At 40.9% G+C, this 18,510-nt stretch carries 12 protein-coding genes; 5 read left to right on the top strand and 7 right to left on the bottom strand.

What is annotated here, in order from left to right:
* Position 1: 1 nt before the first annotated feature.
* From ACHCNF_RS12220 to ACHCNF_RS12200, 5 genes are read right to left on the bottom strand one after another with little or no spacing between them, the layout of a single operon-like run.
* Positions 2–1,642 carry a hypothetical protein gene (locus tag ACHCNF_RS12220; protein WP_408070068.1) on the bottom strand — a complete coding sequence of 547 codons (1,641 nt, stop codon included), beginning with the start codon at positions 1,640–1,642 and terminating at the stop codon, positions 2–4.
* Positions 1,635–2,897, bottom strand: a complete 1,263-nt coding sequence (locus tag ACHCNF_RS12215) for a putative hexosyltransferase (RefSeq protein WP_408070067.1) — start codon at positions 2,895–2,897, stop codon at positions 1,635–1,637. The genes ACHCNF_RS12220 and ACHCNF_RS12215 overlap by 8 nt, the downstream gene beginning before the upstream one ends.
* A gap of 22 nt (positions 2,898–2,919) precedes the next feature.
* A complete protein-coding gene (locus tag ACHCNF_RS12210) occupies positions 2,920–4,509 on the bottom strand; it encodes a DUF6056 family protein (RefSeq protein ID WP_408070066.1) in 1,590 nt (529 codons plus the stop codon).
* A gap of 21 nt (positions 4,510–4,530) precedes the next feature.
* Positions 4,531–5,631, bottom strand: a complete 1,101-nt coding sequence (locus ACHCNF_RS12205; RefSeq protein WP_408070065.1) for a DegT/DnrJ/EryC1/StrS family aminotransferase — start codon at positions 5,629–5,631, stop codon at positions 4,531–4,533.
* Positions 5,632–5,642: 11 nt separating this feature from the next.
* Positions 5,643–6,698, bottom strand: a complete 1,056-nt coding sequence (locus tag ACHCNF_RS12200) for an NAD-dependent epimerase/dehydratase family protein (protein WP_408070064.1) — start codon at positions 6,696–6,698, stop codon at positions 5,643–5,645.
* A 65-nt stretch (positions 6,699–6,763) separates the two neighbouring features.
* Here ACHCNF_RS12200 and ACHCNF_RS12195 point away from each other — a divergent pair, with 65 nt between their 5' ends.
* Positions 6,764–8,299, top strand: coding sequence for a lipopolysaccharide biosynthesis protein (locus ACHCNF_RS12195; protein ID WP_408070063.1), 1,536 nt, complete (start codon positions 6,764–6,766; stop codon positions 8,297–8,299).
* Positions 8,296–9,474 (top strand): glycoside hydrolase family 88 protein, encoded by a 1,179-nt coding sequence (locus ACHCNF_RS12190; protein WP_408070062.1) that lies wholly within the window; start codon positions 8,296–8,298, stop codon positions 9,472–9,474. The genes ACHCNF_RS12195 and ACHCNF_RS12190 overlap by 4 nt, the downstream gene beginning before the upstream one ends.
* 67 nt (positions 9,475–9,541) lie before the next feature.
* Here the strand turns inward: ACHCNF_RS12190 and ACHCNF_RS12185 are convergent, their stop codons facing one another.
* Positions 9,542–13,054, bottom strand: a complete 3,513-nt coding sequence (locus ACHCNF_RS12185) for a glycosyl hydrolase 115 family protein (protein WP_408070061.1) — start codon at positions 13,052–13,054, stop codon at positions 9,542–9,544.
* A 247-nt stretch (positions 13,055–13,301) separates the two neighbouring features.
* Between ACHCNF_RS12185 and ACHCNF_RS12180 the strand changes: the two genes are divergently transcribed.
* Positions 13,302–14,975 (top strand): EAL domain-containing protein, encoded by a 1,674-nt coding sequence (locus tag ACHCNF_RS12180; RefSeq protein ID WP_408070060.1) that lies wholly within the window; start codon positions 13,302–13,304, stop codon positions 14,973–14,975.
* 103 nt (positions 14,976–15,078) lie between these two features.
* On the opposite strand, the gene ACHCNF_RS12175 is transcribed toward ACHCNF_RS12180, so the two are convergent.
* Positions 15,079–16,026, bottom strand: coding sequence for an MraY family glycosyltransferase (locus ACHCNF_RS12175; RefSeq protein WP_408070059.1), 948 nt, complete (start codon positions 16,024–16,026; stop codon positions 15,079–15,081).
* 112 nt (positions 16,027–16,138) lie between these two features.
* Between ACHCNF_RS12175 and ACHCNF_RS12170 the strand changes: the two genes are divergently transcribed.
* A complete protein-coding gene (locus ACHCNF_RS12170; protein WP_408070058.1) occupies positions 16,139–17,218 on the top strand; it encodes a GGDEF domain-containing protein in 1,080 nt (359 codons plus the stop codon).
* An 80-nt stretch (positions 17,219–17,298) separates the two neighbouring features.
* Positions 17,299–18,465 (top strand): DUF3048 domain-containing protein, encoded by a 1,167-nt coding sequence (locus ACHCNF_RS12165; protein WP_408070057.1) that lies wholly within the window; start codon positions 17,299–17,301, stop codon positions 18,463–18,465.
* The last annotated feature ends 45 nt before the right edge of the window (positions 18,466–18,510 follow it).

The raw sequence follows: 18,510 nt of genomic DNA, 5'->3' as shown, positions 1-18,510 counted from the left end.
TTTAAAAGGATTCTTCTATAAGGCTGGCGCCAACAGAACCGCTATACATCAAATAGAATATGACAAGAGGTATTGCAAAAATCAAAATCAGTCGAACGCTTTTTGCTATTCCGGGTCTCTTGTTGATATTTGCAGCAAACACCGAGTCTGCAAATTCGAGCAGTTCTTTATATCCTATTACACACAGAGGAAACAGAAGAACAAAATATGTCAGTGTGTACTGAGGCTTTGCTTCCCAGAATGTATGGAACAAAAATCCCCCGATAAAAGCAATTGCTATTACAAGGTCGCTCTCTTTATTCTCTTTTAATACTGCATAAATGTAAGCACCAAATAAAATTATCGCCTGCAAATTATCAAGAATTACAAGCCATACTCTATATACCCCGTCACTTAGCAGGTAAGCAGCCAGGCCTGTATGCCCTGCACCATCAGCATCTTCTCTGTTTATCCAGTATCCTTCGAAGGTTGGATCATTCCACTCAGAGGATAGCTTCCTTGAGAAAAACCTAAAGCATTCGAATTTATTGTTCTTAAAATATTCAACGCGTCCTTTGATATTTTCTTTGGCCTGTTCTGCCTGCACCTCAGAGTCATATCCGCTGTTTTCAAATGTATCCTTGTTGTAGCCGTTGTACCAACCCTCCGCAAGGCCGCTGTCCTGAAGTCCCATGGCTATCCAGGACAAAGAGCTTGCTCCTTTTGGTGCGTCCATGCCTGTACAATACTTTGTAAGCGCAGCCGGAACAAAAGACTGTAAAAGGTATCCCACAATCAAAAGTACAGGGAGTATCAGTAACACTTTCTTTTTACAATCTATAGCGCTAACCAGTGAATGGATAAGTATCGCTATAAAAACAATCAGATAATTACTCTTAAAAAGCATTGATAATGCTATCAGCAGAGATGCCATAATTGCATTCTTAACTCTTTTATTTTCTGAAAATATCAGCGAGTGGTATACCGCACTTGTAGAAAGTGCTAGTCCCGGAATTGTACCATAGATAAATGAGCAGTAGAAGAGAAGCGGAACAAACAAAACTCCAATAATCAAAACCGCTAATTCACTGCGCTTGCTATTCTTACTTATAATTGCTGTAACATCTGAAATTCTCTTATAGAAAAGGCAAAAGAACAAAACATTCATGAGTCTGAATGCAAGATAGTTTCCAAAGCCAAAGATTTTCCCAAATAAAATTGAAATCCACAAAAGCCCCAGCTGATTGGGATATGTAAAAAGATATCCCCCGGGCATAAGATCAGAGAAATCACCTCTGTTTACGTTGTACGCTGCATCCTGCACCATTATCTGGTCGGAAGCAACTACAGAAGAAGCCCCGATGACAAAAGCAGCCCCCAGCACACCCAAACAGACAAATAATACTACCTTTATTTTTTTTCTAAAAGAATCGTCAGAATCTGCTTTTTTCAAAAAATGACTTACCACAGCCACTTTTCTTAATAGAAAGAGCACAAAAAAGAATATAACTATTACCAACACATTTGCAGATACGCTGCCTTTATAAAAATGTGTCACTTCATATTCATCAACAAGACAGGTATTATAAATGCTTATGAAAAGCAAAAAAGCAACTATTATCCAAAAAAAGATTGATGCCAGTGCGCCGTATATTTTATGCACGTTCTCCTCCAACTCTTCTTACAAGGTCATATGCGACTATAAAATAAGCCACAATCTGAATAGCGGACAGTACTGTAATAGGCACCACTTCCTCCTTAAACAATACAGCTATGTACACCAGCATGGAGTTAGCATTCATAACCGCTGCAATCCACAATCTCTCTCTGCAAACCGACACACACAGCGCCGTCATCAAAAGCACAATTGCATAATCATATCTCTCATGCATTCCGGGAAGGAACATACAGCAGGTCCACGCCAGGAAAAGTCCAAAATAAAGTACATTCTCCTTCTTTTCAAGAAAGTCCCTGTGACAAAGAATGTAAACCGCAAGCACTCCCAAAACAGCAGCTGCAAGAAGCACCGCCGGCTTAGTAAGTAATTCATCAAAATTATCAAGTCCGAAATTATAAAAATTGGGATAGAAAGACACCATGCCATACCCTTCAGTTGATACCTCCTGGGTCTGAAGGAAATAAGCAAGATAAGTAGCTTTCAATCCTCTGTGGCACAGCACGCAGGGAAGTCCCATTATCAGAAAAATAACAGGAATCCACAAAAACTCAAGGATACTGTATTTCTTTTTTGCAAAATAAAGCACCAGAAAGAGCGGAACAAAGAATATGGCCTGTAATTTAAAGCTAAAAGATATAGCCAGAAAAACAAATGCCATTCTGTAATTATCCTTTAGCAGGTAATAGACAGAAATCACAAGAAAGACAACATAAATTGCATCACACTGCTTCCACAGAGCTCCATTCCAAATGACGAAAGGTAAAAGCAAGGTAAGCGCCGATGCAAATGAAGCTGTAAGTCTCGCCCTTTTTTCCCCGATTCCCCTTTCATTAAGGATTATCAGAAGGATCTTATATATAAAAATCGCACTTACAAATTCAGCTGCCATGGAAAATAAGGCTATCGGAATATATGGTTCGCAGGGAAACAGCGAGCATATGGCATACATTACATTATAGGGAACATAGTAGTCTCCGATGTCTTTGGATAACCCGCCAAAAAAGCCGTGCTCCCTGTAGGCAAGAGTCCATGGCAGATAATAGCTGTTATAATCAGGCGACAGCTCCGTCTCCGGAATCATAAAAAATCTGACAAGTACTGCGATAAGCACTATCAGCGCAAGGGCTATCTTATCAAGATTGTTATTAACAAAGCCTATAATTGCGACGTCAAGCTTAGTTACCCCGCCATCACTATAATTATTTTTTTGGTTTCTAATATTTTTGTTTTCTGCTCCCAAGAAAATCTCCACCTTTAGATATTTAGTCTTTAATAATCACTTTATCTTTATGATAATATTCCGCCATAGCTTTGTTCAACCAGTCATTCTCATTCTTAGTGATATCAGAAAAGAATAAAAGCTGTGGATGAACAGAATAGGGCGTAAGCTCTACTGCTTCTGTTCCACTATCTTTGAGCATTTCAAGTCTTGAATCAAACTCGCTCCTGTATCGGGCTGCCTCTCCGCTGAAAATGTCCACCATAGCCGTAGTCGCTGTATACAGATCAGGATCCGGCTTTACCGCAAGCAAAGATCCTGCTATAAAGGCTGCGGAAACCGCAAATACAACTTTTGTTGCATGCTGCCCAAGAAAAGCATCCTCCAAAAGATCCTTTGGTTTTCTCTTTGCAAGTACATCGCCGTCTATAAGCTTGGCAGGCTTAATTACATATCTTATCCAGCCACACATGTAACCGATTATCAGAATCAATAGAATCATACCCTGCATAAAGAACAGAGCCTGAATCCTTCCCGCATCTATATTTCCTGTTGCGTAAATCGGAGGCGTTATGGATGCAGCTGTCAGCAAAAAGCAAAATGCGGTAAAAATAGCGGGATGCTCAAACCCGTAAAATCTTTTAATTCGTCCTGTTGCCTTCCATAAAAAAGGAATCAAAAATACTAAAAGTATGATCACCGGCCAGGTCATCCATTTTCCAAGCATAGCATCCATAGTGTAGTAAATTGCCATGAGCACTGCTTTAATCGGATTAAAAGCTGGAGTAGCAGATCTTACACGATTGCCGGGTGCAATTACTGCCAGCAATAATCCGATAAGCATACATATAGCAGGAATATATGCTCTGCCCAGGCCGGAAAATCTATCAGCCGTTTTTACAATCTCTTGTTTTCTATATTCAATCTGTTTTTCCAAAGGCGCATTTTGAAAAACATTTGATATTATTGTCATTATTAAAATACATACTGATATTATTCCAAGACTGAGGGAGGTCATATAATTAGCTCCACCCAGAAGAAATCCCATCACAGATAACACAGGAACCATGTATCCTTTTACAATCTCAGCACCTGCGAGCTTCAATATTAAGCCAAGCCACAAAAGTGCAAATCCAAACATGAAAAGATAGTTGACAGCTCCGCTATACCAGAAAAAGCCCTCTACTCTGGAAGTTCCTACAGGCATGCACTGAACAAGAAGGAAAAACATAATGCTTGTTATGCATCCGGCGAGATGCTTTTCCACTCTTAGAGTCACGACAAAAAGCTGCTTGAAAAAGTACCACAATCCCAGTGAAAACATAAAAAGAACACCCCATGTTCCGAGGAAATACAGGTGTTCATCAAATACACTCGGAGCAAGAGCAGTAAGAGTATTGCTGAAATAAACACCGGTCCAGTTAAAGTAATACCATATTCCCATATATACAGCCTTAATCAATGCCGCAAATATGCCTCCCGAAGAGTATGCTTCATGAACTTCAAATGCCATACTAAAATCATCTGCAGAGGGCACATTAAAAAATGCCACAACAAGTATGGGAAGAACAGTTATTACATTGACCAGAAACAGAATTACCCTTAGCGCCTTTAGCCTTATATTCCTTTTCATACTCCGCTCCGAATGGGATTTTTATTTAAAAGAATTTATACAATCAATAACATATGATTGTTCTTCATCAGTCATTCCTGAATAAATTGGCAGGGAAAGAACTTCTTTTGCAAAGCTCTCTGTTATAGGAAGAGTTCCCTCGCCCAATCCAAGATAATTATATGCCTCAGACAGGTGGGGAGGAATGGGATAATGAATTATGGTTGTTATGTTATTATTTGCAAGGTATTCCATAAATTCATCCCTGCGGTCCTTAACCCTGACTACATATTGATGCCATACACCGGTAGCGCCTTCTCTAATCGTAGGCTTTATTATCTGAGGGTTATTAATGCCCTCGCTATATTTTGCGGCTATTTCAGAGCGCTCGTTATTTATCTCATCAATATATTTAAGCCTTACTCTCAAAAGACCGGCCTGCATCTCATCCAGTCTTGAGTTGGCACCCACAACCATGTTATGATAGCGCTTTTCACTGCCATAATTACGATAGATTTTCATAAGCCTGGCAAGCTCCGGATCATCCGTAGTAATAGCGCCGGCATCTCCAAAGGCTCCCATGTTCTTGGAAGGATAAAAAGAAAAACATCCGATATTCCCAAAGCTTCCGGTCATTTTGCCGCCATAGCATGCTCCATGGGACTGGGCGCAATCTTCTACAAGCTTAAGATCATACTTTTTGCACAGCTCCTGTACTTTATCCATCCTGGCAGACTGTCCATAGAGGTGAACAACCAGAATGGCTTTGGTCTTTTCAGTGATCTTCTCTTCTATTTTATCTACATCTATCTGATAGTACTCATCGGGTTCAACAAAAACAGGTGTTGCGTTATTAATGGTAATACCCATAACGCTTGCTATGTATGTATTTCCCTGGACAATGACTTCATCACCTGCACCGATCCCAAGCACTCTGAAGGCAAGCCAGAGGGCATCGAGTCCACTGGCAAGCCCTACACTGTATTTTGTACCAACATAGGAAGCAAATTCTTCCTCAAAGCTCTCTACCTCTTTTCCCAGGATGTACCATCCTGAGCGAAGTACCTCCAAAGCCTTAGCCTCATATTCTTCCTGATGTCTGAAGAAGCCGCGGTCCATGCGGCTCTGCATTATTTTGTCCATAGTCCCTCTGTTTATGCGTCTCTGCGCTTAACATATCCTGCATACCAGTCAACAAAGCGGCGAATGCCTTCCTTAAGCGGCATATCAGGTTTGAAATCAAAATCATTCATAAGATCATCGACATCTGCAAAAGTAGCCTCTACGTCACCCGGCTGCATCGGAAGAAGTTCTCTGTGAGCCTCAAAGTCAAAGTCCTCAGGAAGTACTCCGTGAGCCACAAGCTCCTTCTGAAGAATGTCAACAAAGTCCATAAGATTCTCGGGATTGTGGTTACCGATATTGTAAACCTTATATCTGTTTCCCTTTTCATCCTCATCCGGTGTGCTCTGCATAACATTCACAACGCCTGTTACTATATCATCAACATAGGTAAAGTCTCTTCTGCAATTGCCATAATTGAAGATCTGGATAGTCTCACCTCGAAGAAGCTTATCTGCAAACAGGAAAAGTGCCATATCAGGTCGTCCCATAGGTCCGTATACTGTAAAGAAACGAAGACCTGTAGTAGCCATACCGTAAAGGTTACTGTATGAATAAGCAAAAAGCTCATTGGACTTCTTGGTTGCTGCATAAAGTGAAAGCGGGTGATCAACCTGATCCTTGGTTGAGAAAGGAAGCTTGGTATTTCCACCGTATACACTTGAACTTGACGCATAAACAAGGTGCTCTACCTTAGGCTCTGAATGTCTGCAGGCCTCAAGGATGTTGTAGAAACCAATTACGTTAGCTTCTATGTAAGCTCCCGGGTTCTCAATTGAATAGCGAACGCCTGCCTGAGCTGCCAGGTTAACTACAACAGCCGGCTTATACTCAGCAAAAACAGCATCAACTGCTGCCTTATCAGCAATGTCGCCCTTTACAAAAATAAAGTTTTCATACTTTGAAAGATTCTGCAGTCTTTCTTCCTTAAGTCTTACATCATAGTAATCATTGACATTGTCGTATCCGACTACCTTTATATTCTCGAATTCATCAAGAAGTCTTACTGCAAGATGAGAGCCGATAAATCCGGCAGCACCTGTAATAAGAACGGTTTTACCATTAAGTTTTACATTTTTTTCTTTCATTACTAAAATATCTCCTTAAAATGATATAATAACATGATAGTTAAAAAAGTCCCGGAGGTCAATTTATGGGCAGAACAAAGCTAGCTGCCAAAAATATAACATTTGGATACGTAGGACAACTCGCAACAGCGCTTATGTCCTTCATTCTTCGCACCATCTTCATTCATCGGCTTGCGGAGACTCTTCTTGGCGTAAATGCACTCTATAGCAATATCCTATCACTTCTGTCAATGGCAGAGCTCGGAATAGGCACAGCTCTTAATTTCAGCCTGTATGCACCTGTAGCCGAAGGCAACACAGAAAAAGTAAAATCTTATATGCAGATGTACCGCAAAGCATATCATACAATTGCCATTGTAGTAGCGGTAATCGGCCTTTCTCTTGTTCCTTTTCTTCAGTACCTGGCGAAGAATTCCGGAGATATCGCACCAAGAGACCTCAGATTTTATTATCTCATCTTTTTGTTCAATACTGTAAGCACTTATTTTGTTTCCTATAAGTACAGTCTTGTAAACGCTGAGCAGAAAAACTACATCCAAACCAACATAAATACGATTACCAAGATCATAACCGTATTTTTCCAGATAATGATACTATTGTTCATCCCGAATTTCTATCTGTATCTCTTAACGGATGCTGCAGTTCAGCTCGTACAGAAGATCTTCGTAAACAGCTACCTGAACAGACTTTATCCATATCTTACCGATAATGACATAACTCCCCTTACAAAAGAAGAGCATGACGAAGTCTGGAAAAAGACCGGAGCGCTTGTGCTTCACAAGGTCGGTGATGTCATGAGACTGCAGACAGACACTCTGCTTATTTCTTCGTATATAGATGTAAAAGTTGCGGGACATGTGGACAACTACACTATGGTAACCGGTACGATAGCCAATTTTGTGAACATCATTTTTAACTCTGTCATCTCAGGCTTTGGTAATCTGATTGCAACAGAGTCCAAGGAAAAGCAATATAAAGCATTTAAGGTTTATCGTTTTTTTGCCTCATGGGTTTACGGATTTTCAGCTTGCGGTTTTTTCATTCTCCTGCAGCCGCTTATATATCTCTGGATAGTTCAAAGATACGGTCCTGAGTGGATGCTCGGTACCTTTGCGGTATATCTGCTTTTAACAGACTATTACTTTAAAGGGGACCGAATAGTTCTCTCAAACTACAAAACAGCAGCCGGAGTTTTTGAACAGGACAAATATCTTGCACTTATACAGGGTGTTGTAAATCTTGTGCTTTCTATCTTTTTTGTGCAAAAGATAGGCCTTGCCGGAATATATGTGGGAACAGTGATCTCAGGTCTCATCGCCAATATTACAAAGCCTGTCATTATCTATAAAGTATGTTTTGACAAAAGCGCAGCATCCTATTTTATTGACAGTGCCAAGTACGTACTGACAGAAATCCTAATTGTAGGTCTTCTCTTCTACATAAGAACAGTATTCATGAAAGAGACCACCATAATGTCATTTGCTGTCATGATCATCATTGTTACCGTAGTTTTCAATGGAATATTCTGCTTAATATTCCATAACACAGAAGAGTTTTCATATCTTAAAAACATAGTATTAAGAAAGCTGGGAAAAGCATGAGCAATATTTCAAATACAGATACACACTCAGATTTAAGCGCAGATGCCCTTGAGCAAATTATAAAGGTTGCACAAAAGGATCTTATCCAAATAAATAATTATTCCGCAAAGGATGCCTTAAAAGACGCAGCAAGAAAAGCTCTTAAGCGGGCAACAACCAACAGAGATCCTCTATTCTGGCCTGCAGGTATGCTCATGCTTGGTCTCTCAGAGGCCGCTCTTAGTCCATCTGGCAGCGCCTCCGATCTTATTTCGCAAAGCATTAGTGATGACATCATAAAGTGCCTGAATTCCTATATAGAAAAGTGGATAAAAAGTGGCTCTCAGGTATCCTACGTAGATGATTCCGTCTCCGGAATAACTCTCATAAAGCTTTATCAGGCTACCGGTGAGAGACGTTATCATCACGCTGCCTCCAGAATTGCCAATTTTCTCTCACAGGCTCCAAAAACCGCTGATGAAAGTATAATTTATAATCCATCTAAGGGAAATGACCTGGTATATGCTGACGGAGCCGGACAGTCTGCTATGTTTCTGTCAAAATACGGAACCGTTTTTCATAAAAGAAACGCTCTCGCACTTGCTGCAAAGCAGCTTCTAAACTACCATGCAAACGGCTTTGACAAAATGTCCGGGCTTCCTTACCACGCCTTTTCTCTGGAAAATGAAAAAAAGTGTGGAATAATAGGCTGGGGACGGGCTGTCGGCTGGCTGATGATGGGTTATTCAGAAATACTTGCAAATATATCCAACGAGGAAACACATGGAAACGGTCCAATTGGAGATTCCATTTTAAAAAGCACTTCCGAGAAGCTAATGGCTGAATTCTACAGCCTTGTAAAAGTCACTCTTCAATACCAGCGCCCGGATGGAGGTTTTTCGTGGCTTCTGCCCGCTGTTGAAGGTGAACCTGACACCTCCGCAACTGCCATGATTGCGTATTCTCTATCCAACTGGCTAAGAAGCGGCATGTTCCGCTCACATGCCGCTGACCTTGCTGAGGACGCAAAAAGAGCCTTGATCAGCGCCAAAGCTTTCTTACTTTGTCACACCGAAAACGGCTCCGTTAATCAATCCTTAAGCGGATGTGAGGACATCGCTGTCCACAGGCAGCAGTATGGCCACTATCCCTGGGGACAGGGCAGTACTCTTGCTTTATTGAGCATTATGCAGTAAAAACTCCCCCCACCTTTAATAAGCATTGGAGTCTATTAAAGGTGAGGGAAAATTTTTATATGTAACCTTACACTATAGCCGGTGGAAGCTCATCCGTGGCAGTCAGATAAAACTGCTCAACTCTGAGTCCCGCTGATAATGAAAAGTATCTGAACATATGCCTTCCGCCTCTTAATTTAACATCTGCAAGCGGTACCCATCTCCAGATATTCTCAGCAGAAAATCTCCATATTGACTGTCCGCCGTACAAGTCCTGTTCGGAATAAATCTTGTCATCAACACCTATTGTAAAATGCGCATTTTCAGCATCCCACATGAGGATCTTTCCCCAAATCCTGTAGGTGCCTCCCCTTGTCTCTATTGAATATTGAAGTGACGGGGCCTTCTTTATGGCACTAGTGCCACCCCAGCTTGTCTCCTTATAGTTCTTAAGAGCCTTTTCATCCCTTATGTACATGGCAAGGCCGCTCTCACCATAAGATGGCGCATTACAATAGTCCCAGCCTTCCCCTTCTGTAAAAGCTGCTTTTGACTGACTAAGCGCCGCAGCAGCTTCTATCAGGATTCTTCCGTCTTTCTCCACAGCAGTATGCTCACCGGTTGAAACAATATCCTTTGCGGAAACAGGTGATCCATAATGCGGCAAAAACTCCATATGCTCGCCCATCTCAAGGCAATTGCCCTTCTGTTTTCTAAAAGCGTAATATACAGGTCTTGGCGGAAGCTCATAGGCTTCTTTTCCATAAAAATCCCAGCAAAAGCCTGCAGCATCAAAGCGTAGAGGAAGTCTTAAATCTCCGCCTCTTATTCCGAGATTATTCTCTCTGCGTTCTCTCGTATAAATAACGAATCGTGAAAATGAGAAATACTTATCCACTGCATGGAAAATTATTCTGTGTGAGCCGGGCTTTATGTTTGGAAGTCTTAAGTAGAGCTTATCCACATTATTCCTTACATTGTTTTTCCACTCGCCCTTAAACTCATCATTTGCATCGGACTCCACTACTTCCATGGGATTTTCATCCACAGAAACTCCAATCCTTATTCTTCCCATAGCATTCAGCGAAGGGAATCTGTGAAGTTCAAGTAAAAATGCGCCTTCACTTGTTACCGTAACCTCATAAGTCAGGGTAGCTCCTTCTGTTCTAGCCTCAACCAGTGAACCTCTCTGCCTTCCGAGATTAGGAATTCTGACCCATGCTCCGGAAAGGTCTCTTACCATGTCAGCTTCTATTCTGAGCATGCCGTCATCTTCCATATGAGGCGGAAATACGATATTCCCCTGCCCCAGAAGTGTAATTCCCCTAAAGAGCTTTGCCTCCACAGGAATCACATGGCTTTCACCAGTCATAAGAGCCATCACATGTATTGAATCCTTTATTGAAACAACATTGTCATCAGCCTTGACCTCTCCCTTTTTGGTCATCTGTTCTATCATGTCAGAAACCTGATTCCAGTCAACCTCCAGAAGCAGTCTCTCCTCACCATTTACTGTTATATCTCCGTGTCCCTCAAAATGAGTCTGGTTATCCTCGGAAATTCTGATCCAGGAAGGAAGATCAACCGTAACAACTATCTCGTTTTCACCTGCATTTGCAATTTCAAACCACTTTTCCACAGGCTTAACAAATGTCAGACTGTTTTCCTCATTCTGACATGTTACTATAAGATGGTCACCGGACTTCATGATCGGAGGCTTGCACGCAGGGTGCATAGCGGTTCTGGTCGGCGGGAAATCCTCCGGTGTCATAACACCATCCCATTTTCCATCTGACATTACGTGATTGTAGTAATAAAGCATGCTTCTTCTTGCATGATCGAAAGCCAGTGACCTTGCAGTATAATCAGCAGCGCTGTGAGTCTTTCCCTGCTTTATGCAAAGATTACTTCTGTCGGCATAGTAATACATAGCGTAAGTGTAATATGCCGCATGTATTTTCATAAGTACCAGCTGGAAAAATGAATCTTTTTCATTATCCGGAAGTGAGTGATATATCCTGTTTCCGGTTTTAAACATATACTCATACCGGTGAATTCTGCTGACAGCCTCATCAGTGTAAGCAGTTTGTGAGAAAGTATCCACATCCATCTGCTCAACTTTCCTTACATTAGTCAGCTGATCGAATTCAACCAACATGGAAGCAAGCTTTTTACCGTGGTGTCCGCTAAAGGTTTCATCTATCCATTTGGCAAGGAATTCAACCTCATCTGCGCAGATCGTTTCCGTTTTTCCTATGTCCCATGCAAGCTGAGCATAGTAGGTAATTTGCTGCTCCAAAGGCTTTATCGCACCAAAATTAGTTACCCAAAGCTTTCTTATGCCTTCTTCATATGCTTTCTTAAGTTCGTTTCTGGTCTGTGCCAACGGAATTGAGCACAGGAAAAGATAGGACGCCCCGGGAGGTGCCCAATATGAATTGTGATAATAAAGGCCATTGCCACCGGCTCGTCTCTTCTCAGTCTCGTTGGGGTAGCGTCTTACATGACCGTAGTTGTCGTTAACCCATATCAGGGTAAAATCATCGGGAATATTAAGCCCATTGTCGTAAAGCTCAAGCACTTCTTTATAGGGCACAAAAATCTTCATGGGTGCGTGCTCAAGTGTATTCTCTAAAATCTCCTCCTGAGCCTTTATAACGTCCTCGAGGAGCTGTATTTTGGCATTCCTTAGCTCTTCTCCGCGAAGCCCGGTAAAAGCCACAGGTTCTATCTCGGTGTCATGTATTCCGCGCATACCAAGAGTATAAGTCACTTCGTAATCCTTATTCTGCTCAACAGCTTCCTGCCAATACTCAATTATCGCATCGCGGCTTTTATCCGAAGCGGTAAAATCGTATGGAACTCCCCCGTATCCCTTCTTTTCAAGCCAGGGTCTCCACTCCTTATTATTGCTTCTCATGAGCATATCACAATGTGAGGTTCCTACCACAATGCCCATTTTATCTGCAAGCTTAGCATTTTCAGGGTTAGAATTAAAAGCGTTGACATGCATTGCAGGCCAGACATAATTCAGCTTAAGCCTGAGCATCAGTTCAAATATCTTCTCATAGGTCTTTATACCTATGGTTGTCTCACCAAGATAACGCTGAGCCCAGTGATCAAGCTCTTCCTCATCATTTATGAAAATTCCTCGATACTCTATACTTGGGTGATCCGAAACATGATAGTCGTCCGGTAAAGAAATCTCCGTCTTGGGATGAATAGGTACATCTGCCATAAAATACCATGGCGAAACCCCAAGGACTTTTCTGCAGAATTCATAGATACCAAAAACGGTACCTCTCCTGTCAGATCCGGCAATAACAAGTCTGCCTCTTCTGTCCCTGATGACGTAAGCCTCCTTGCGTCTTCTTCCCTGGGAACTGAACAGACCAACCAAATCCTCTTCCTCAAAGTCCTCGCACACACCAACAGTCCCTACCAGAATCTGTTGTGAGTCGGGATCATATACCTCTGTATTGATCTGAAGCACTCTCTTAAAATCGCGGATAAGATTAGATACCGCGAGCTTGACTGCTTCAGATTCGCGCTCACTAATCGTCACAACGACCGATGAGTACTGTCTGATAGTTATACCCATAACTCTCCCCCCATGAGATTTTGGTTACAACAAATGTGAAATTTTTATAAACTGTGAATATTAATATTTTATCAACATTTTATTATTTTGTATAATGTCACCTTTTGCTGAATATTTTTTGATAAATTGTATAAAATGACGAATAATTAAAGCCTGCTTAAAGCATTAAAATATTACCTTGTTTTAATAGCTTTTTTGTAGGAAAATAAAAATAGTCGCAATTAACCCTGCAAAAAAACGAGTTTATATGGACACTACCATTTTTCTTGACAAATTCATCCAGATTTTATCAGGTTCAGAAAACACCCTTGAAGCTGCAGGGCAAGCCTTTTCAGTCATAGGCCCTTCTCTGGACATTTCTCAGGTAACGCTTGATTTGAATATCCCTGAAACAAAACAGACTCCCACCGGTGAAGTACGGCATATTACCATTTATTTGGGCGAGATGTCATCTGCTGAAACTACAGAGATAGTATGGCTTGAAGAATCGCAGCGGACATTCGAAAATGGTATGCTGACTGCTCATGTCTTTGCTCCCATTGAAACCAACTGGAGTTCAGAAGAGCGTCAGCTGGTACAATCTGCGATTCGGGTCTTGCTGATTCACATGGGCCGTTACAGACTTGTTGAGCTTGTGCAAAAAAGCTCACTTACCCAGTATCTCACCGGTCTTCCAAATTCAGGCGGTTTTCTTGCTTTTGCTACAAGAAAAATGCTCTCCGGAGAGATAAAAAACTACAACTCCTATTATTTTAACCTCAAAGGCTTCGGCCTTATAAACAGGCGCTTTGGCGCTGAGGAAACTGATAATATTATCCGCAGATATACAAGAGCTCTACTGGAATTTTCTACCTCTGACGAAGTCATAGGCCACCTTGGGGGAGATAATTTTGTTGCCCTCATTCAAAAGAAGCGAACTGAAGAATTTCTAAAGCTCCTTGAAAAAACAGAAGTTTACGGCATACGTGACGGCGAAAAGCTTCCGGTTTTCATAAGTGCTGTAGCGGGAGTATATGATATAGACGATTCACTGAAATCTCCCGGTCAGATCATAAGCCGCAGTTCTATTGCCTGCAGTGTTGCAAGATCCCTTTCCAATGAGCCTTTTCTTTTCGTAACAAAAGAGATGAGCACCCGGGTTTATCGCGAAAAACAGATAGAGGATCGTTTTGAGGATGGGCTTTTAAACAATGAATTCAAGATTTACTACCAGCCAAAGGTTGACACAACCAACCATACCCTGGTAGGTGCAGAAGCTCTTTCCCGATGGTTATGTAGGGGAGAGTATGTATATCCTGCTGAATTCGTACCTATTTTGGAAAAAAACAGCTACTCCATCGGCCTTGATATTTATGTGATGGATGTGGTGTGCCGCACAATCAGACACTGGATTGATAATGGCATAGAGCCTGTTCCCATTTCCGTTAATTTTTCAAGAAGTGATCTGGCTGAAGAGAGCCTTGCAGATCAGATTCTTGAAATAACACAAAAATACGATATTGATTTAAAGTACATCCAGATTGAGGTTACTGAAACAGCTACCCAGAAGGAAAAAGGTCTGATTGCCGATTTCCTGAATAAATTAAAGGGTATGAACATAGCAAGTTCGATAGATGATTTCGGAACAGGTTATTCATCTCTTGGTATTCTAAGAGATCTTCCTGTTTCAACGATCAAAATTGACAAATCCTTCATAGATAACGATACCCTCACCGAAAGAGATGAGATTGTGTTAAAAAACATAATTCGTATGGCTAAGGAACTCGATATTGAGGTCATCACTGAGGGAGTAGAAAGACAGGATCAAATCGATTTTCTTCAAAAAGTAGGATGTGACCTGGTACAGGGATTTTTCTACGATAAGCCTCTGGAACTGGAGGAATTCGAAAAACGTCTGAAAGAAAAATCATATAAGCTTTAAAACAAAAAGTCCCATATATCCGTTTGGTTCACTTACTGTGATGCCATTAAAAACGGAATATATGAGACTTTTTATTATAAGAACATATCTGATATTACAGTTTTTACAAAGCAGCAAAAAGTACTGAAACAATCACCTGAATTATTACGAATCTTATAACTACCTGAGTATCAGACCACTCAAGATTTTTTCTCATATGATCATGAATCGGTGTTCGCAGATTAGTCATAACATGCAATTTCAAAAATCTGATAAGAGATATCTTAAGAAGCCCCAGGCCTCCGTCTATTATAAGTACCAGCGAAAGCATCAGATAAGCAAAAGGATGTCCTGATTTCATCGCAAGAAGTGCGATAAAAAATCCAAGTGCCCTGGATCCCGCATCTCCCATAAGCATCGAACTTGGAGAACAGTTAAAGTACAAATACGCCAAAAGTACCGCACAGAAAAGCTGTCCTGCTGTTCCCATACTTCCAAGATTTTCAGAGAACATTATTACAAAAGACATTATAGTCACAATCACAAGTGATGCGCACAGACCGTCAACTCCATCGGAACAGTTAGTCACATTTATTGCTATCCATATGAGTATTACGCCCAAAATAAAATATACCGGAACAGGGATATTAAATTCCAAAGCAAAAACGCTCACTTTGGTGCCGTTTTGTGAAACAAAGGTAGCCATAGTAGCCACTGAGATCACAAAATCTATCAGTCCCTTTTTATATTCGTTCCACGGTTTATCAGAGGCATCATCCATATATCCACTCAGCATAATAAGAAAAATAAGCCCCAAATATATCAAAAATTCTACTGATAAAGGCAAAAAAACAACTGCAAGTAAAATAAAGTCTATTACGAATACCAGTCCGACTCCTCTCAGCTTACCCTTGGAAAGTGCGCCGTTTACCGCAAAAGCTCTGCCCTGATCCTGCGGCAGGAACGAAAAACGCATATTCAGCGTAATAAAAGTGAATATAAATGCAACTGTCATTCCTATGGCAGATAGCTGAAACTGTGTAAATCTACTTATCATAAGTTCATAAAGCATCTTAAAAAATCTCCCATCTGGCGCTTAAAATTTTAAGTAATTTGCATATCCATGTTATAATTTTACGTAGCAATTTGCATGATTATTATAATACTAACGAAGGTAGGAAAGAATGGCAACTTTTTCTAAATATTGGAACAAAATCAAGGATTATTTGAACCCATATATACATCAATCCATAAGAGAGGGCTTATACCGCAAGAATATACAGTCTACCCATGACATAGCACTTGCATTCTCCGTTGTGGAAATTGTTGTACTTATCTATTATTATCTTTTTAAAAAAGAGGTGCTTAGCAGCTCTTTTGTAGTACCAAGTGCCATCTATGCACTGGCTGTAAGTATCCTGGCTCTTATCGCCAGTCATTATGCGCTGAATGATTCCAAGCATCCTTTCAGTGCTTATCGGAATGTTTATGTCGCATATTTTATTACCTTCATTATTTATGGCATGATATCATCCTTCTATGAATATTCCCACGGTCTGCAGATGTTCATATTCTTTGCGATAATATTCTGCCTTGTTAATTTCATTTTACTGCCACCTGCAACCAGTTCAGTTCTCATATGGGGTTCATATCTTATCTTTTATATGGTGCTGCATTCCTACGATGGTGCAAAGAAAATCAACCTGTTTAATTACATTATTTTTGCACTGCTTACACTCATTGGATCCTTTAATAAATACAGGATGCAGGCAACTGAGTTAGAGCGTATACACCGTATAGAAACCATGAATGATATGCTGCAGAATGTCCCTGTACATGACAATATCACAAATATGAAAAACCGTTATGCCTTAAGAGATGACTTCACTTCATATCAGAATCATCACATTATTGTTGTTATGCTTGACCTTGATGAATTTAAAAAGGTTAACGAGGATTACGGCCAAAGTGCAGGTGATGCCATACTTGCTCAGGTGGGAAGCTGCATAAAAACATATCTCACAGAGAGTCATTCCTACAGATATGGTTCCGATTCCTTCCTTATAATTCTTCAGGATATTGAACTTAGTGATGCACTTCAGCGTCTCTCTATCTGGGAGCGCAATATGGCCACACTCAGCATCCCTGAATTAAACAAGCCCATACATTACACCAGTGGATATTCGCACGGAACTCCAAGGGATGAAGATGAGCTTCGAATGCTGATTGAAGCCGCTGACAGAAAACGAAGAGACTTTTCGTAATAAAAGCTTTTTCCATTATATATTTTCTGTTAAAATAATAAGGATGTGTCATCAAACACATTTTAAGGAGGATTTATATTATGAAATTCAATAAACGTATAGTAAGCCTGGCTCTTACTACAATGATGCTTACAGCTGCTGTAGGCTGTGGCAAGGAGAAAGCCGAAGAGAATTCATCCGAGGGTCTTTCATGGGAGTCTATCGAGGATAATACCGCTGAAGAGACTACTGAAGACACTGCTCAGGAGGAAACAGAGGCAGAACCCGAGATTGTATCTGCTGAGATTCCCGCAGGAATGTACAGAAGTGAGCTCACAGGTGAACCTATCAGCGAATCACTTAAAGATCAGCGACCTATTGCTGCAATGGTAGATAATGAATCTATCGCTCTTCCTCATTTTGGTATTTCCGAATGTGATGTAGTTTATGAGATGATGAACAGTACTCAGAATGGCAGAATTACACGACTTATGTGCCTTGTGAAGGATTGGGGAGCTATTAAACAGCTCGGTTCCATCAGAAGCACACGTCCCACAAACATCATTCTTGCAGCCGAGTGGAACGCAGTACTTTGTCACGATGGTGGCCCTAAGGTTCACATCGATCCCTACCTTGCTAAAGAATGGGGTACAAACCACTTCTCAGGAACTTTTTCTCGTGTAGATAACGGTAAAAAGAGAGAATATACCGAGTACATCCTTGCAGGTGATTTGGAGAACAACTTCTCAGGAAGCAACTTCTCAACCACTTACAATGAATTCGCTCCTGAGGGTATTCAGGAATCACACTTTAACTTCACTCCCTGGGGCAATGAGATAAACCTTGAGAACAAAGGCTATGCTAAGTGCCTTGACGCAAATACAATTGATATCATTCCTTTCGAACACAACAGCTCAAAGCTTGTATACAATCCTGATACTAAGGAATATGAGTACTATGATTACGGCAACCCTCACAAAGATGGTGAGGACGGAGCAGTTCTTTCCTTCAAGAACGTAATCCTTCAGAAGTGCACTTTCAATCAGCTTGATGATCATGGTTATCTCATCTACAACTGCATTGATATCAACCAGCCCGGTTACTACTGCACAAATGGTAAGGCAACTGATATAGTTTGGACAAAGACAGGTGAGCTTGTAAAAACTCAGTTCTTCGATTCACAGGCTAACGAGCTTGAAATCAACAACGGCAAGACTTATATAGCACTTATTCCTGCAGATACATGGGATCAGCTCGTTATTCAGTAAAAAACTATTTATCTGACCATAAAAGCCATGGCAATCAAATGCCAT

It is taken from the genome of Butyrivibrio sp. NATIVEDY162 (assembly GCF_045999815.1).
In the GTDB taxonomy this organism is placed as follows: domain Bacteria; phylum Bacillota; class Clostridia; order Lachnospirales; family Lachnospiraceae; genus Butyrivibrio.
Note: the sequence above shows the minus strand (reverse complement) of the source record. Positions and strands in the feature narration are given on the sequence as shown.

Excerpts from the sequence above, each read along its gene's own strand:
- ACHCNF_RS12170 (WP_408070058.1), top strand. The coding sequence starts at position 16,139 with ATGGCAACTTTTTCTAAATATTGGAACAAAATCAAGGATTATTTGAAC.
- ACHCNF_RS12210 (WP_408070066.1), bottom strand. The coding sequence starts at position 4,509 with ATGAAAAGGAATATAAGGCTAAAGGCGCTAAGGGTAATTCTGTTTCTG.
- ACHCNF_RS12190 (WP_408070062.1), top strand. The coding sequence starts at position 8,296 with ATGAGCAATATTTCAAATACAGATACACACTCAGATTTAAGCGCAGAT.
- ACHCNF_RS12205 (WP_408070065.1), bottom strand. The coding sequence starts at position 5,631 with ATGGACAAAATAATGCAGAGCCGCATGGACCGCGGCTTCTTCAGACAT.
- ACHCNF_RS12185 (WP_408070061.1), bottom strand. The coding sequence starts at position 13,054 with ATGGGTATAACTATCAGACAGTACTCATCGGTCGTTGTGACGATTAGT.
- ACHCNF_RS12165 (WP_408070057.1), top strand. The coding sequence starts at position 17,299 with ATGAAATTCAATAAACGTATAGTAAGCCTGGCTCTTACTACAATGATG.
- ACHCNF_RS12200 (WP_408070064.1), bottom strand. The coding sequence starts at position 6,698 with ATGAAAGAAAAAAATGTAAAACTTAATGGTAAAACCGTTCTTATTACA.
- ACHCNF_RS12195 (WP_408070063.1), top strand. The coding sequence starts at position 6,764 with ATGGGCAGAACAAAGCTAGCTGCCAAAAATATAACATTTGGATACGTA.
- ACHCNF_RS12180 (WP_408070060.1), top strand. The coding sequence starts at position 13,302 with ATGGACACTACCATTTTTCTTGACAAATTCATCCAGATTTTATCAGGT.
- ACHCNF_RS12175 (WP_408070059.1), bottom strand. The coding sequence starts at position 16,026 with ATGCTTTATGAACTTATGATAAGTAGATTTACACAGTTTCAGCTATCT.